Origin of the sequence: Rubritalea squalenifaciens DSM 18772 (assembly GCF_900141815.1) — a bacterium.
Classification (GTDB): Bacteria; Verrucomicrobiota; Verrucomicrobiia; order Verrucomicrobiales; family Akkermansiaceae; genus Rubritalea; species Rubritalea squalenifaciens.
Genome location: NZ_FQYR01000002.1, coordinates 994230 through 1010999 on the forward strand (window position 1 = coordinate 994230; position 16770 = coordinate 1010999).

Annotated in this window: 12 protein-coding genes; 7 read left to right on the forward strand and 5 right to left on the reverse strand. The window is 51.3% G+C overall.

Translation table 11 applies throughout. The features are described 5' to 3' along the window. Window positions 1–36: 36 nt before the first annotated feature. On the reverse strand, window positions 37–441 hold the full coding sequence (locus tag BUB27_RS04615) for a peptide chain release factor family protein (protein ID WP_143158362.1): 405 nt from the start codon (window positions 439–441) through the stop codon (window positions 37–39). Window positions 442–498: 57 nt separating this feature from the next. Further along, window positions 499–1680, reverse strand: a complete 1182-nt coding sequence (locus BUB27_RS04620; RefSeq protein ID WP_143158363.1) for a hypothetical protein — start codon at window positions 1678–1680, stop codon at window positions 499–501. Window positions 1681–1803: 123 nt separating this feature from the next. On the opposite strand from BUB27_RS04620, the gene dapA reads away from it, so the two are divergent. The 7 genes from dapA (at window position 1804) to BUB27_RS04655 (ending at window position 12743) form a co-directional block, all read left to right on the forward strand. Continuing rightward, the gene (gene dapA / locus BUB27_RS04625; RefSeq protein WP_143158364.1) at window positions 1804–2682 is read left to right on the forward strand and encodes a 4-hydroxy-tetrahydrodipicolinate synthase; all 879 of its coding nucleotides are present in this window, start codon (window positions 1804–1806) and stop codon (window positions 2680–2682) included. Window positions 2683–2715: 33 nt separating this feature from the next. Continuing rightward, complete coding sequence (dapB, locus tag BUB27_RS04630; RefSeq protein ID WP_143158365.1) at window positions 2716–3453, forward strand: 4-hydroxy-tetrahydrodipicolinate reductase; 738 nt, start codon at window positions 2716–2718, stop codon at window positions 3451–3453. Between the two features lie 38 nt (window positions 3454–3491). Next, window positions 3492–4001: a 2-amino-4-hydroxy-6-hydroxymethyldihydropteridine diphosphokinase gene (folK, locus tag BUB27_RS04635; protein WP_143158366.1), complete on the forward strand. Its 510-nt coding sequence runs from the start codon at window positions 3492–3494 to the stop codon at window positions 3999–4001. 22 nt (window positions 4002–4023) lie between these two features. Beyond that, a complete protein-coding gene (gene panB, locus BUB27_RS04640) occupies window positions 4024–4815 on the forward strand; it encodes a 3-methyl-2-oxobutanoate hydroxymethyltransferase (protein WP_143158367.1) in 792 nt (263 codons plus the stop codon). A 136-nt stretch (window positions 4816–4951) separates the two neighbouring features. Next, window positions 4952–6031 (forward strand): pyridoxal-phosphate-dependent aminotransferase family protein, encoded by a 1080-nt coding sequence (locus tag BUB27_RS04645; RefSeq protein WP_143158368.1) that lies wholly within the window; start codon window positions 4952–4954, stop codon window positions 6029–6031. 268 nt (window positions 6032–6299) lie between these two features. Then, complete coding sequence (locus tag BUB27_RS04650; protein ID WP_159434804.1) at window positions 6300–7640, forward strand: C1 family peptidase; 1341 nt, start codon at window positions 6300–6302, stop codon at window positions 7638–7640. Between the two features lie 39 nt (window positions 7641–7679). Next, entirely contained in the window at window positions 7680–12743 is a 5064-nt protein-coding gene (locus BUB27_RS04655; RefSeq protein ID WP_143158370.1) for a caspase family protein, read from the forward strand. 65 nt (window positions 12744–12808) lie between these two features. Here the strand turns inward: BUB27_RS04655 and BUB27_RS04660 are convergent, their stop codons facing one another. The 3 genes from BUB27_RS04660 to BUB27_RS04670 all read right to left on the reverse strand — a co-directional run bounded on the left by BUB27_RS04660 (window position 12809) and on the right by BUB27_RS04670 (window position 16734). Beyond that, window positions 12809–14902: an endonuclease/exonuclease/phosphatase family protein gene (locus BUB27_RS04660; protein WP_143158371.1), complete on the reverse strand. Its 2094-nt coding sequence runs from the start codon at window positions 14900–14902 to the stop codon at window positions 12809–12811. Between the two features lie 75 nt (window positions 14903–14977). Beyond that, window positions 14978–15931, reverse strand: coding sequence for a TraB/GumN family protein (locus BUB27_RS04665; RefSeq protein WP_143158372.1), 954 nt, complete (start codon window positions 15929–15931; stop codon window positions 14978–14980). 5 nt (window positions 15932–15936) lie between these two features. Beyond that, window positions 15937–16734, reverse strand: coding sequence for a TIGR00282 family metallophosphoesterase (locus BUB27_RS04670; protein ID WP_143158373.1), 798 nt, complete (start codon window positions 16732–16734; stop codon window positions 15937–15939). Between the last annotated feature and the right edge of the window lie 36 nt (window positions 16735–16770).

Here is a 16770-nt window from a genome sequence, read left to right on the forward strand (position 1 = left end):
CTTTGGAGGCAAGGCTGCGGTGAGGAAAGCCAAATTTCAGTCGTAACGCCCGGGTGGTTTGCGGAGATTCTTTTTCTGGGCGTGTTTTGATTTGTCATCGAGCATCCGGTTCTTGGCGCGGCGTGAGCGGCGGCGCTTCTGGCGGCGGATTTTTTCCCGTTCCTGCTGGCGTGCTGATTTCTTGCCGAGTTGGATTTCCTCAATCCGGTCACAAAGTTCTTTTCTGGCAATGAAGCGGTTGAGTTCTCGCGATCGCTCAGCCTGGCATTTGATCTCGATACCAGATGGCTCGTGCTTGAGATAGACGCAGGATGAGGTCTTGTTGATTTTTTGCCCGCCATGGCCGGAACCACGGATGAATTTCTCAGTCAGATCATCTACTGAGATGCCGAGTTTCGCCATGCGCTCTTCTAGCGCTGTCCATTTATCCGGGTTGGGCATGGGGGTATCCTAACATGGATAGACACGTCCATGTCAGGATAGTTTGGGAAATCTGCTTCAGTTGATCCAGAAAGACATGGGGAGGAAGTTCTGGCCGAAGGTCTCATTGAGTTGTCTCCAGAAGTCTCCCTGAGTGACTTCACCTTCCTCAATATAGGGGGCAGCGGCTTCTCCGGTAAGCCACAGAATCAAGTCCGTGTGCTTGGATTCATCGAAAGCACGTTTTAGGTTAATGCCTTTACCAGGGAATCGCCAGTGAGGGATGAGCTTTTTTCCTTCCAGAATGGCTTCCCATTCATTGAGGAAGTCGTCCCAGCCTTTAACCATCTCTTCTGTAATTGGGACTCCAATGACTGATTTCTGTTTGGGGGAGGGCAGCCACTCACGCTGGTCATCCGTTTCAGCAAGAATGGCTTTCCACATTTCCCGGCTGTTTTTAGCCATATTGAGGAAGTGTTGGCGTGAGCTTTTCAGTCGCTCAGGTTCAGTGACTGTGAGGGACAGTTGGTGGAAAAAGGAAATGGCGTCCGCGATTGAAGGTTCGATGGAGCCTTTGTTAGGGAGGTGTGGCAGGGAACTTTTGTAGTTACTGTAGAAATTGCGGGCGTAGACATCAAAGGGTGAGGAAAAGTCATGCGCCAGGATGAAATCGGTTGTGGCGAGCATGATCTGGGTGTAGCCCCTTAGCCAGAGCAGGTCTCCACGGTCAAAATGAACCAAACCGTTCGGTAGCTCGTTCCCGTCTTCTAGTTCTTCTCCCTGCCATTGCATGAAGAAGGAGATGAGGGATTCAGACGGCACATATTTGCCGTCCTTGTTCACATCGATCCGTATGCGAGTCAGGTCCAGTGGAAGGTTGAATTCCGTGCCATCTTCTTCTGCTAGGTGAGCCTCTATCTCGTGGAGACTTTCATGGAAATCAGAAATGATCGTGCGAAATTTTTTATAATCGATGCTTTCTGCATCAGGATTTTCAGGGATGGGCAGGGACAAACCTAGACCAGCATCAAGGTCTGGCTGATTGATGAGGCCGAACCTGTAATTTTCCTGCGCTACCTTTTCCAGTGCGCCTGCCAGAGTGCAGATTGATTTCGTGAATCGAGCTTGGTTGGTCTTTGCGCTGCCGTAGGTGCTGGTGGCTTGCGCGAAATTGCCCTGTTCCAATAGGGTTTGCAGTTCCTCTGCGGGGCTTAGGCTGATTGAGGCTAAGGTTGCTAGGGAGAAAATCAGTGTTTTCATGGTTCGTGTAGTTATACAGGAATTGGAAGGATAGCGGCATTTAAAATAGTTATCTTTTCATTGAGTGAGTAGATGATGAGCATCCCGCTTGACTAGTGTCGCCGCTGGCGTACGGTGCGCAGCATGTTTGCTGGCACACATACTGCAATTATCACTCCTTTTCGCGATGGCCAAGTCGACGAGGAGGCATTTCGTCAACTGATAGAAAAGCAGATCGAAGCTGGAGTCGAGGGTATCGTGCCCGTCGGCACCACAGGTGAGTCTCCGACTCTCGATCCAGAGGAGCACCTGGAGGTGATCCGCATCGCTGTCGATGCAGTCAAAGGCCGCATCAAGGTGATTGCTGGTACCGGAGCGAACTCTACGTCTGAAGCCATTGAGCTGACCGAAGCCGCTGAGAAGCTTGGCGTGGACGGCTCTCTGCAAGTGACTCCTTATTACAACAAGCCTTCACAGGAAGGACTCTACCGTCACTTCAAAGCGGTGGCTGAAAGCACCACTCTCCCGATCATGCTCTACAGCGTGCCTGGTCGTTCCGTGGTTGAAATCGCTCCAGAGACAGCTGGTAGACTGGCTGCTGACTGCGATAATATCGTGGCGATCAAAGAGGCTGGCGGTAAAGTCGAGCGTGTGGATGAGCTCAAGGCCGCACTGCCAGAAGGTTTTGAAATTCTCTCCGGTGATGATCCGATCACTCTGGAAATGATGAAGCGTGGTGCCTGCGGTGCCGTCTCTGTAGCTTCCAATATTATTCCTGGACCTGTTTCAGAAATGATTCGCGCCATGAATGCGGGCGATGTAGCCAAGGCGGAAGAACTTCAGGAGAAGTATTCCTGCCTGCTCAACGATCTGATGGCCATTGACACCAATCCAGTTCCTGTTAAGGCCGCTGCGGCTCTGATGGGCTACTGCACTGAGGAAATCAGGCTTCCTATGGTCGCTCTGGAAGGCGATAAGCTTGAGCAAGTTCGCGTTCTTCTCAGCGATTACAATCTGATCTAGACTCAGTCCGTATAACTTTACCTAAACAAGACGATGACCAAACTACTGATTTTAGGGCGCTCTGGAAGAATGGGGCAGGCTCTCATAGAAGCAGCTACTGCTGACAGTGGCAGTGAAGTCGCCAAGACTCATGACCATGGTGAGAACCTGATCAATGCTTTCGATGGTGTTGATGCTGCCATTGATTTTACGGTCCATAATTTTACCGAGAGCGTGCTTGATGCAGCTCTTGAGACCAATACTCCACTGGTGATCGGTACCACGGGTCATACGGATGAAGAGAAGGCGAAAATCATTGAGGCTTCCAAGAAGCTACCGATCGTGTTTGCCGCCAACTATTCTATCGGTGTGAACACTCTGTTTTACCTTACTCAGAAAGCAGCTCAGATCCTCGGGAATGACCGTTTTGATATTGAGGTGACTGAAATGCATCACAAGCACAAGATCGACTCTCCTTCCGGTACTGCCCGCAGGCTGCTGGAAATCCTCAATGAGGAAACCAATACCTCCTATGAGGATGATGTGGCACATGGCCGTGTGGGGAACATTGGTCCTCGTCCACCGAAGGAGATCGGTATGCACACTCTGCGTGGTGGTGACGTCGTGGGAGATCACACCGTCATGTTTGCCGCTGATGGGGAGCGTGTAGAGCTCACTCACAAGGCGTCCAGCCGACTGACTTTTGCATCCGGCGCTGTTCGGGCATCCATTTGGTTGCAGGGACGTGCCCCTGGTCTGTATGACATGCAGGATGTGTTAGGTCTGAAGTAACAGGCCCGTATACTCCCCCCAACTCTATCCTTCAAACTATGGCTACCCGTGTCGGAATCGCATTGGGCTCAAACTTGGGCAATCGTCTTACGCATCTGCGTACGGCGCGGGACTTAGTGCGCAAGCTGGTGGACCCTGAGTCCTTGTATCTTCAATCGCCGATCTATCAGAGCGAGCCAGTCCTCTGTCCCAATGATTCTCCTGACTTTTTCAATGCGGTTATCGAGATTGACTACATTGGGACTCCGCACCAACTCCTGAGCCAGACCCAGGGGATTGAATTCCACATGGGACGTGAGCCCTCTCCGGTAGAGAATGCGCCGCGCGTGATCGACATCGATATTCTCTACTTCGGAGACGAGAGGCTTGATGGTGACATTTTGACGGTGCCTCATCCTCGATTGATTGAGCGCTTGTTTGTCATTCAGCCCTTGAATGACATTAGGCCAAACCTGGTTCTGCCGGGCGATGATGCGACGATCTCCGAGCACATGCGCTATTTGGATTCCGATGAGCGTCCGCTTACACTCGTACAATCGGTTTGGTAGAGTATATTCTAGATACAAAGCTATGAAAGAGCATCAAAGTAAAGCGGCGCGGATCAAGTCCATGAAGGGCAAGCAGTCGGTTGTTTCTCTGACGGGCTATGACTATGCCACAGGTAGGTTGCTTGATGAGGCGGGGGTGGATTTGATTTTGGTGGGGGACTCTCTGGGTATGGTGGTACTGGGGTTCCCAGATACCACGCATGTGACCATGGATCACATGCTGCACCATGTGGCAGCCGTGGCCAGAGGGGCGAAAATGGCTCTGATTGTGGGAGATCTGCCGATTCATTCCTACGATACTCCTGAGCAGGCCGTGGAAAATGCCAAGCGTCTGCATGAAGCGGGTGCTGATGCTGTGAAGCTGGAGGGCGGTGTGCGCCAGCAAGCGAAGGTGAAAGCGATTGTGGATGCCGGGATACCAGTGCTCGGGCACATGGGTATGCTGCCTCAGCGTGTTCTCGAAGAGGGAGGCTACAAGAAGAAAGGCAAGAGCGAGAGCGAGGCTGAAGCGATTCTCGAGGGTTGTCTGGCGCTTCAAGAGGCCGGTGTATTCGGCATTGTTTTGGAAAGTGTTGTGGGGAGTGCTGCGATGATGCTTACCGAGAAGCTTTCCGTGCCCACCATTGGCATCGGTTGTGGAAACGCAAATTGTGATGGTGAGGTGGCGGTGATCACCGATATTGTGGGAGCCTATCCTTGGTTTGTGCCTCCTTTCGCGACCGTGCGTGCCAATGTGGCCGCCGATACCAAGGCGGCAGCGATTGCCTACGCGGATGCGGTTCGCTCAGGTGAGGGCGCTGCGAGGCATGTGTGAGTGCTAACTTGAAAAGATAAGGAGACGAACTAGTTCTCTTTTATTCGCTTGGGGAGTTATTAATCACGCTCATTACTGACAGAAATCTGTGTGCTAGTTTTTGACATTTGGCGCGTTGCGGAGACAATGCGCGCCTATGCCGAAGCCAAAACTTTTCATTCCGGGGCCGGTAGACATCGCGCCGGAAACCTATGCCGCCATGGCAGAGCCGATGATCGGCCACCGTGGTAAAGATTTCGAAGAGCTCTATGCTGACATTCAGCCAGACCTCAAGAAGATCGCTGGAACCTCCCGTAACCTTTACCTGTCTACTTCCTCCGCCTGGGGTGTGATGGAAGCAGCTATCCGCAACCTTGTTCAGAAGAAGGTCCTTAACCTTTGCTGCGGAGCTTTCTCCGACAAATGGTACGGCGTGGCGAAAAGCTGTGGCAAGGATGCTGAGAAGATCCAGGTCGAGTGGGGTGAAGCCATCGACCCTGAAGCTGTCCGTGCCAAGCTGGCCGAAGGCGGTTTTGATACCGTGACTTTGGTGCACAACGAAACATCCACTGGCGTGATGAATCCGCTTAAGGAGATCGCGGAAGTGGTGAAAAGCTTTGATGACGTATTGCTCGTCGTCGACACGGTTTCCTCATTCTCTGCCGTTCCTACTCCAATGGACGAGCTTGGTATCGATGTGCTTCTTGCCGGTGTGCAGAAGGCGCTCGCATTGCCTCCGGGTCTCGCTGTCTTTGGTGTTTCCGAGGCTGCCCTGGAGCGTGCTCGTACTACAGAAGGGCGTGGCTACTACTTCGACTTCCTCGAATTTGAAAAGGCGGACGCAGCCAACAACACTCCGTCCACACCGAGTATCGCGCTTCTCTATGCTCTTCGCGAAAAGGTTCACTCCATCGTTGAGGAAGGCCTTGAGAACCGCTACGCGCGCCACGAAAAGCTCAATGCGATGCTTCGTGAGTGGGGTGCCAAGCACGGTTTCGAGAACTTCGCGCCAGAAGGTCATGAGTCTAAGACCCTGGTCTGCTTCAAGAATAACAAGGATATAGATGTCTCAGCTTTCGTGAAAGCCGTGCGTGAGAAGCACAACCTGCTGATCAACGGTGGTTACGGCAAGGTGAAGGGCCTGACATTCCGTCTCTCCAATATGGGTAACGAGACTGAAGAGAGCATCCAGGAGCTGATCAATGCTCTGGATGATGTGATCCCGGACTTCCTCTAGTTTCCTTGCTGCTACGCAGAAACAACAGAATAATGAAAACGCTCCGCAGTAATGTGGGGCGTTTTTTGTGTTTGAGGAGGTGAATGAACAGCTAGGAGGTTGACGCTATGAAGGGTTCACGCTAAGACGTTTTCCCATGAACCTACCCCCTTCGTTGTTGCTTACACCCAAGGTACAGAGATCTGTAAGCCTATGCATCACTCTAACCTCATGTTTGTTGCTGTCGGCCGGATCGTTGTTTGGCCAGGTCCAGAAGCTTGGGGCCATTGTGGATTTGGAGGAGGACGCGCAGCAACCTCAGCTTAGTCGAATCGCAAAAAGAAGTCTCGAAGATTTGCCAAGCCGCGTGGACCTCAGGCCGTATTGCCCAGTTCCGGGTGATCAGGGGAATCATGGTACATGCACCGCATGGTCCAGCGCCTACCATGGGAGGACGATTCTTGAGGCAATTTCAGCGGATAGGCGTTCTAAGAGTGAGAATACTAAAGAAGCATTCTCCCCCTCATTCGTCTACAACCAGATTCGGAGTACTGGAGGATGTGACCAGGGGACAAGCGTTCCCAGCGCTCTCTCACTGATGAAGCGCAAAGGAGCTTTGAAGGCACAGGTACTGAAATTTAACTGTAGCTTCACGGCTTGGGACAAGTACCGTGATATCACCGAGCCCTATAAGATATACGGTTATCTCAAGCTTCACGAGCCGTTCAGTAATAACAAAGTTCTTCCAGTAAAGAAGGCCCTGGCTGAGAAACAGCCTGTGCTTTGCAGCATGCATCTTGAAAAGAGCTTTCACCAACCGAAAAATGGTCGGTATGTCCCCAGTTCCTCAGAGCGACAAGTTGTCATCGATTTCAACTTCATGCGTGATGGCAAATACAAGGGGCATGCTATGTGTGTGGTGGGCTATGATGACAAGGTGGGAAGGAATGGAGCTTTTCTGCTGATCAACTCTTGGGGGACTTCATGGGGGAACGGTGGCTATTGCTGGGTGGAGTATGAGGACTATGCGCGCTTCGTGGTGCAGTCCTACTCGATGGTGAATCCTCCGAGTTATGATGATAATCTATCAGGGGCAATCGTCATGGAGACGGAGAAAGGCCAGCGTATGACAGTGAAGCACAATCCTGCTAAACAAGCATACACCCTAGATGAGAACTGGCTGGCAGGAACTCGCTTCAGGCTCTATCTGGAGAACCAATCTCCAGTGCACCTCTATGCCTTCGGCTTTGATGAATCTGGTCAGGCCTCGGCCGTATTTCCATACGCCCCTCGGGTGTCCTCATTGATCCCTTACAAAAAAAACTACGTGCCTATTCCTGATGAGGAACACTTCATCGAGATTGAGGATACGCCTGGGAGAAATGAGCTGTGTGTTCTCTATTCTAACAAAGAGGTGGATTTGGATAAGCTGATCAAGGCTATCAATGTTCGGGGGAAGGCAATTGTGCAAAAAGACCTCTCTATAGATGTCGTGATTCGCGAAGAGTTGAATAAGTTGGGCATCACTCCCGTCCCAACTAATCAAATTCAGTATATCAATAACGAGGTACGCTTCACTTCCAAGAGGCTCAAAGAGCAGTGTGTGCCTCTGGTCATTCGTTTCCGATAAAAGATTTTTCAAACTTACTACCCTTACCCACCCAATACCATGAAAGTAAAAGCACTGATTCTGGCAACTGCGTTGTCATGGCTAGGCAGTACTCTCGGGGCACTCTCACAGAGCCTCAACTTCTCAGATCCTTCGGCCTATAAAGACTATAGCTCAAGCACCTTGTTAGAGGTGACAAGTATGCGGGGAGACCGTGCGAATATTCGCTATTTTCTCGCAGCTCATCGAGGCAATGATGTAGAGGGGCTTCTATGCAAAGCGTGGGTGCTGTCCCGTAATGGCCGAGATCCAGAGGCCGTCGAGCTGTATACGAAGGTGATTCAGGACCCTAGGGCGAAAGGGTGGATGAAGTGTCTGGCTGCGCTTAACCGTGCCGCGACAGCTGGAGATGATGATCCCAAAATTGTAGAGTATCGTACTGAAGCAGTCAAAGTCTGCTATGAAGAAGGGGAGTTGTCTTATCTTTCCTCGATCGATTGCAGTCAGGAGTACTGGAATGTTAATTTGAAGCTGAAGCAGCAAAATCCAGCATTGGTGAAAGAGCTGTTGGCCAGCTATAAGCTCGCCGAAGCTCGTTATCACACCTACACCACCAAAAACTACAAAGAGGCCAAGCGCCTGATTGATGAGATCTGGCGTATCGATATGGCCAAGTGGCCGAATCGCTTTGACTTTAGCCTGCTGATGCAGCTGAGGGGGAATTCAAAACTGTATCCAGAAGCCAAGTATGCCCAGCGCATGACTAGGGAGCCGCTGATTCATCGTTTCCTTGGAGAAATTGAGCGCGCGACCATGCAAAAGCAGGATAAGCTGAGAGCAATGCAGGTCTGCGAGTGGGCTTCATCCTATGCCCAAATGTTGTATGATCTGGATACACGCTCAGGAAGCATGAGTATGCCCGCCTTCCAGATTCTCTATCAATCTTTTGGCGGTGGCGTGCTGCGCTCAGACCCGTCTGGGAAAGCGCTGGCTTTACTCAATAATCTCTGGTTCCAGCCCTATGACGGGACTCAATTGAGAAGTAATGAGGCGCGTAGACAGAAGAAATTGGTGCCGTCTTACCGTCTCAAAGAGCTGGTAAAGTTCTCTTCTCGCGAGCCGAGTGTGCCTGACTGGAAATGGTATCGCGAGCGTGCCATACTCTGTGCCAGGGTGGGAGATCTGGAGAGCGCGAATCGACTTTTTCAAAAATCGGCAGCTGCGACCTTTGCCTATGATGAGCGCCGATCAGTTATCGTGGACTGGGCCACTTATTATCTGGGGCCTGCAAGGCATGACTATAGCTTGGCGTTCCAGGCTTTTGACTCGATAGAGGCAATGCCTGATATGACTGACAAGGCAAAGGCTCTGGTTAATACTGCCCGTGCGCAGTTGTATTTCAATATTGGTGATATGGGCAAGGCGAGGGCTGCTGCCGAGAGTGCACGCCAGTCTGATGGAGTTTCCAAGAAATGGGTCAATGATTTCCTGTATCAAGTCGGAGTCATGGAGCGTGTGGTCGATCACAAGAAGCGTTACGAGGAATCGAATCCAGTGATTGCTAACTGGAAGGGGCAGTTTGGTCGTCAGGGTGTATCCATGCAGCTCAACTTTGCGACTGGTTCGGCGGAGCTGCCTGGTGATGCTGCCTCCAGGCTTCGCCCGCTTCTCGATATTTTTAATAATCCCAAGTACGAAAGTCTCGTGTTCAGAATTGAGGGACACACTGATAGTCGTGGCGGGGATAAAATCAACGAGCCTCTGTCTAAGAAACGTGCTAAGAGTCTCGTGAACTATTTGGCTAACAATTACCAGATTCCACTCCGACGTATGGAGTGGGACGGTTATGGATCTAGAAGGCCTGTGGCCTCAAACCTGAGTGAGAGAGGTAGAGCTCTCAATAGGCGTGTGGAGCTGAACCTCATGGGGGATTCCAGTCGCCCTGATCTCGTGGCTACAGGTGTTCTCAAAAACAATATCACAGCAACGAGCCCTGATGGAAAGCTATTGATCGCGACCAATGGTGATGTCTGGGATACCCAACAGTGGGTGAAGCTGTATTCCATTGATGCGAGTTACTCCAGTATGTCCTTCTCGCCGGATAGTAGATACATCTTTGTCTGCCAAAGTAGCAATGATGCTGAGGTCGGCATGCTGGTAGAAGCCAGCACAGGTGTTCTGGTGGACTTTGTGCCGAATTACTCAGCCCATTCATCGCTGATTAGATCTGCTTGGTCGCCTGATTCACGTTACGTGGCTTATTCCTCTGTCCAGCACTGCCATATTTATGATGTCCATGCACGCCGAGTCGTAAGATCGATCACCTATTCAGGTGGCGGTAATTGCTCCCGTATTTGTTTCGCGAAGGGTGGGAGCCACATCGCCATGCTGCCGAAGACTGGCTATGGCTGGGTTTACTTGGCAGATGTGAATACTGGTCAGGTAGAAGAAATTCACGTTCCTGAGATTCAATACGCTCATGACATGACATCATCGAGCGATGCCAGCTATGTCTATATCAGCTGTGATCCAGGATATATTTTGGATTGGGACACACTGAGGGAGGCAAAGCCAAGACTGCAGTCATTCTGGTATGAAGCGATACGCAGAGGGAAGCGTTTTTGCCCAAGCCCGATGTCCGTTCACCCAAGCAATCCTCACTTGGTTGCCGGTGGGGGGATCCACTCAGGTAATTGGGGTTATGTAGATTTCGAGCGCGGAACGACCAATTTTGCGAAATCAGAGGCAGGCTCTTTCAAGATGCGAACTTTCTGGGGGGAGAATGGTGAGGAATTGATCACCAGTGGCGGCTGGAAAGCCAATAGCAAATCCCGCTACGCCTATGACCGACCAGGTCTCTATACCACCAGATACGTGCCAGGAAGATCGCTCTCTAACCAAGACCTGACTTTTGTCACGGGTGAGGCGTCTGAGATTGATTCTATTTACGCCTTCGAGAAGCTTCACATGATCGCTGTCATTGGCGGTGAAGGGGTGAGTCTCTGGGACATCAAGACCGGGAGACAGGTCCACCGCTGGAGTGATGCTTTGGCTTACTCGAGTGCAGGGCATGTTCATGCAGAAGGTGAACTTTATGGGGTGATCAATAATCCTGTGACTGCTGAGAGTATCTTGGTGAAGTATGATCTGGTCAATTACCGCCGAACCGAACTTGGGCGCTACAAAGACCGCTTGATTAGCAAAATCGAAGCTGGAGAGACTACATTGGCGGTCGGATATAGTAATTATTGGACCAAGGAGCGGCGGGCTGAACCTGACCTCACTATCATGCTGTTGGATAAAAATAGTGGTCAGGAAAAAACACGGATACGCGTACCGGCTGCTACCAGATCACTCCAGTATGGGCAGATCTTCTATCCTGGGTTTGAGAGTATGGCGCTCTCTGCTGATGAGAAGAAAGTGGTCTTCTCCAGTAAGTGGGGCGACGGCTACGGTCATGGCACCGTCATCTCCAAAAAGCTCAGGCTCTGGGATGTGGGCAAAGGCACGGTAAAAGTCGTGACTGAAACCTCCAGTTCCAATGGCATTGATTATGTAGGCTTCAGAGACTTGAACACCGTCGAGGTCTCAACCAATGAATACTCCAACAGTCTCTATAAGATTGATATCAATACAGGAGATTGGGGGGATGCTATTCCGCGAAGCGAGCGTACACCGAAGAGTTCTTATGTGCCACTCGATGAAGCTTTCACCGATCTGAACCTGAAAGTGAGCTCCATCTACAGCCGTGGTGAAATTTCCTTTGTGCGCCGTGATACAGGTGAGGCTGTGGTAACCATCCTCTACAAAGGAGACGAATGGATTGCCTACAATAAGGCTGGTTACTTCACGGCTTCTCAGGGAGGAGTAGATCGAGTGTACTGGAGAGTGGGGAGCCGCATGCTACCGATGGCAGCTCTTCGTGACAAATACGAGAACCCGACTTTGATTGCTCACAGCTTGGACTCTATCTTTGCCAAGAAGGTGGTGAAGAAGGAGGTGGTGAGACCTAAGATTGACCCGGATCTGTTCCAGATTCCATACGAGATCAAGGTGCTCTCAGGCAATGGTACCTCGACTCAGGATCAGACCTACAAGATGCGCGTGGAAATCAAGAGCCTCACTCAGAGTGCTCCAGAGCCACTGCTCGAGTGGACGATTAATGGTCGCAAGGCCCGTGGCTTTAAAGTGGTTCCAGCCAAAGTGGAGAACAGCCGCTTTATTGCTGAAGAGACCTTCAACTTGAGTGAAGGAACAAACGTGATCACTGTAGCGATTCGCTATAAGAATGCCACAGTCATGCCGCAGACCGTTACCGTGACACGCGAGGTGAGGAAAGTGAGCCCCAAAGTGAAGGTGGCTAATACGCACCTTTGGTTCTTTGGAGTTGGTGTCAAAGATTACGCCAAGCCTGAGCAGAACCTAGACTTTGCTGACCGCGATATCGAGGAAATGGCCAAGATGTTTAAATCCCAAGAAGGCAAACTCTTCAAGGAAGTCCATGTGAAGACGCTGACTAACAAGGAGGCGACTGTACGAAATATCAAGATCGAGATGAATCGCTTCCTCAAGCAGGCTTCCTCTGAAGATTTGATCATCATTCAGCTTGCTGGCCACGGTGTGGTGAGCAGCGATCAGGAGCTTTACTTCATGGCACACGATAGTGATATGAAGGAGGCCTTTACGGGCCTTGAGTTGAAAGACTTCTCAGATTTCTTGGAGAGGCTCCCACCCAGCCAGAAGGCACTTGTCTTGCTGGATATCTGCCACGCAGGACAGATCGGCCAAAAGCGTCGAGGCGGTGGGTTGACATCGGAAGATGCAGTCAAGGTGTTAGAGGATGGTACGGGTACTGTCGTGCTGGCCTCTTCCACCGGACGTGAGTCTTCATTCGAAGATAAGTCATACCGTGGCGGCCATGGTGCCTTCACTGCTGCCTTGCTTGATGGTCTGGAAGGCATGGCTGACAAGAAGGCGGGTAACAGTGACGGCTGGGTTTATCTTACCGAGTTGACCAGCTACGTGGCTCGTGCTGTTCCTCAGATGACTGGGGGCGCACAGCATCCTATCGCTCCTAAAATGGAGAACTTGCGGGACTTCCCTCTGGGGCAATCCAGCAAGTAGAGTCACTTTATAAGATTGAAAGCTCCACCATCTGGTGGAGCTTTTTTATTTGCGGGTGAGTCTGTTTAGTTGGGTAAACTGAATACAGTCAGTACTGCTGCGTGATCAGAAGGCCAGGGGAAGTCGAGCTGAGGGTGGGTGCGGATGATTTCTGAATCCAAGATCTTGCAGCCTTTGTGATAGATGAAGTCAATACGCGCATATTGTAGATGACCGTAGATGACTGCGAAACTGCCGTCAGGGCGTAACACCTCGTCAGGATGAATCTCACGAAATGAGTCGGAAAAGCCGTATTGCTGCATCACTTGTGAGGTTGGAAAGGCAACCGGGCCGTAGCCACCGTGAAATTTTGCGGCTGCTTTGGTCCAGTCCAGGTGGCTGCACGAATTGAAATCTCCTCCTAGGATCATAGGCAGATTTCTAGATGAATTGTTAGGAAGCAGGTCAGACTCAATGATGGCCTTTGCCTCCTTGGTGGATAGCTTGGAGTCTTCGTTGACCCAATGCTTGGTGTCTTCTCCAGGGCTTAGGTAGGATCCTTCACTATACTCGGTGTAACGTAACCACCAGTCTGCGAGGAGAAACTTCTTCCCATTGGGGAGGGAGACCTCTGCGACCAAGGATTGAAACTTAGACTGCTGGCTGGGCAGAGGCTTGATCGGGAAGCGGCTGAGGATCGAGAGGTTGGCCTTTTTGTCTGGTGTATAGAGGTGATAACCAAGCTCTTTGGCGAGCATTTCTTGGGATCCGTAACTCTCTTGTAGGGTGATGATGTCAGCCTGGCTTGCTTTGATGAGTTCAAGAATGCGTTTGGGTCCATCGGGTCCGAGATGCTTGCCACCATGCCAGATGTTCCAGTTAAGCATCCGCAGAGTATCGCCAGAGTCAGAGGTGGGAGATTGTATTTTGTTAGGTCGAGATGCTGTGTCTTTGGCGAAGTCTACGCTCTCGCCTGAGATAGATAGAGAGCGGATGGAGGCTTTGAGGTCTCTGCCGGGCTGGGCTTTGTCCGATATGTCGGCAGAGAGAGTCAGGTAGTGGATCCCGGGGGAGAATTTCGGAGCTTCGCCTGGAGACCAAGAGAAGGTGATGGAGTCATCGGAAGCGAGCTTGGCTGTCTTGAGAAGCGCAGCACCACTGATGGCAGCTTGGCCACTGGAATGGTGTAGATAGAGCTGTTTGATGTTCTTGTGGCCATCAATGTGCAACTGTAGCTTGTCTAGTTTTCCGATGTCTGATCCCCCCTCTACAATGAGGCGAAGCGTGCCCAGTGGAACAGCCTTGCTGCCAGCAGGAATAGGCCACTCGCTTCGGATCTCGGTAGCATCAAATAAGAAGCCACGCTCAGAAACTTTGCTCAGATCCGGATGCTTCTGGGTGATCGTGATGGCGTGAGGGTCATTGCCATAATATTGAAGGCGGCCATTTCTGGCGTGGAAGTAGAGTGGTGCCCTGCCTACTCGGTTGAGCGCCATTTCTGGATTCATGTCATCGAAGGACCAGTAGCCATAGAGGCTCTCGCGTTGAGGGTGCTTCGCTGTAGGTATCTCAGCCTTCCATTGTTTCAGGGTGGTGGCATCAAGAGCTGCTTTCCAGACGCGTACGTCATCAATGCCGCCGCCAAAGACGGACTTGGGATCAACATGGTTCCCGATGGAAGATGGAAGGATAGATAGTGAGGAGTCAGATATGGCAGCCTGTGCTCCATCAATGAATAGACGGGTCTGGTTCCCATCGCAACTCATGGCCACGTGATGCCAAGCTTTATCGAGTGCTTGCTTTGCTTTCAGATTGGCTGCCTTACTACAGAGTATGCCGTTTTCGAGCTCCAGGGCGATTTCATGTACACCTTGGATCTTGGCATAGCGGCCAGAGGCGATGAGGACTTCTGATGGCTTCCAGTGGTCTTCATCTCCTTTGATCCACATCTCGACCGTCCACGGGGGGCGTACGACATCAAGACCGGTATTGATTTCATCATCTTTGCCATCGAGCCAGACGGCTTTTCGTTCACGGGCTTGGGCTGGTGAGCTGTGTGCTAGGGCCAGGCAGCATAAGCAAGCCACGGGGCCACTGAGGTGTTTGGATAAATTGATAGAGAGCATGAGTGGTAGTGTGGTGGTGTGGTGGTGACCACGGAATCGTGAATCACTACTCATTCTACGCGGCTCGTGGGGTCAAACAATCGGCAAGATCGATGAATCACATGGCATAATCCGTCGCAATAGAATAGGTCACTTGAGGATACGGCTGACAGTGTAGCCTTGCTCCCGGAGTAGCTTGAGAATATTCCTCTCTCTTTCCAAAAAATGAGCACAACCAGCGATAATGAAGTGGGACTGGTCTGGGTGTGAGCGAAACTTCTTGTTGATGCTTTTGACCATCACTTGGTCGCGCCTGTCCATTTCACGGTCCAATTTTTCGGTGAGCTCTTTGGAGGTGACTTGGTGGGGCTCCATACGTTTGTTAAACTCATCCATAGCCTTCTTGGTGCCTAGCAAGTAGGCCTCTGTTATTTCCTGATCCAGAGTCTTACCGCGTGAACGTGCCGCGTTTTGCATGGCCAAATATTCTCGTAGAGCCTGTCGAACCTCCAAAACGCTGAGCTCTTTGTACCCGTCCATGGAGTCTCCATCGGGCTCTAGTGCCCAATTAGGCTTGGAGAGCTTGGTGGCCCGTTTGGCGAGATGTTCATCCATGAAGGTGTGGTGGCTCAATAGGCTCTCCATGCAGGGAAGAGTGAGGACAAGAAACCAGGTTTGCTTGGTCTCATAAAAGGAGATGTCGAGATCTGGGCTAATGGTATTGAGCTCTTTGCTGACGTCTTTGTAGAGGTCGAGTCCTAGATCTGCTTTAAGGTTAAATTGGCTCTTTCTGGTGATGTTTGGCTCATCTTTCTGTTCAGCTTCTTGAGGATTATTCTCAAAAGTTACCTCTGTGGCCAGAGTGTCTGCCTGGAGAAAGGCCCTCTCGGCAGCCGGATGTAACTTAAGTAGTCGTGGGTCACCTAGGTGCACTGAGCCAAGCAGGTAGCTCGGCTTCTTGAGGCCATTGCCCTCCACTTTCCAGAGGAACGGCTTTAATGGGTGTTTGAGCTTACTGAAGTCGACTTTCTCCTCGACCTGCTGTGCTCCAACATAAGCAATGTTGATGAGGAATGCGCAAGTGATAAAGAGGAAGCGTTTCATGCAGTTTACATTTCTGATGGTTCAAGCAGGCGGCTGTAGCGCTCGATCTTGGTGGCGTGTCCGGTGGCCGGGTCGACATCTACGATACAGCCGCAAAGACGCACGGGTCCTTTGGCGACAGGGAAGCGTGTTGGCAAGCTGGACTTGAAGCGGAAGACGACGGATTCCACAGTCCGTCCGAGTACGGAAATTTCTGGGCCGCACATACCGGCATCGGTCAGGTGGGCGGTACCTTTGGGGAGAATACGTTCGTCAGCCGTCTGGACGTGGGTGTGTGTGCCTACGACGGCAGAGGCTTTGCCATCTAGATGGAAACCCATGGCGATGGTTTCGCTGGTGGTTTCCGCATGGAAGTCGAGGAAGATGATTTTGACCCCGTCTGCGAGGAGCTTGTCGATGGTGTCCTCAAGCACTGTGAACGGGTTCTCCAGACTCTGGGCCATGAAGGTACGACCCTGGGCATTCAGGACGGCAATTTTTCCGAAGTCCGAGTCTTGGACCACAAGCCCTTCCCCGGGAGCGTCACCCGGGTAATTGATCGGGCGCAGAAGGTTGGGTTGGTCTTTGATGTAGTCGGCAAGTTCTCTCTGATCCCAGACGTGGTCGCCCGTCGTGATTACATCGGCCCCCGCCTTGAACAATTCAGAGGCGATCTTTTGGTTGATGCCGCGGCCACCTGCTGAATTCTCGCCATTGACGATACAGAAATCGATCGCATGGTCTTGTTTGATAGAGGCCAGATGCTTGATAACGGCTTTTCTGCCGGGTTCTCCGACAATATCGCCTAAAAAAAGAATGCGCATTTCGTGACTTGGTCTTAGTTTGGGTGTGTAGTCCGT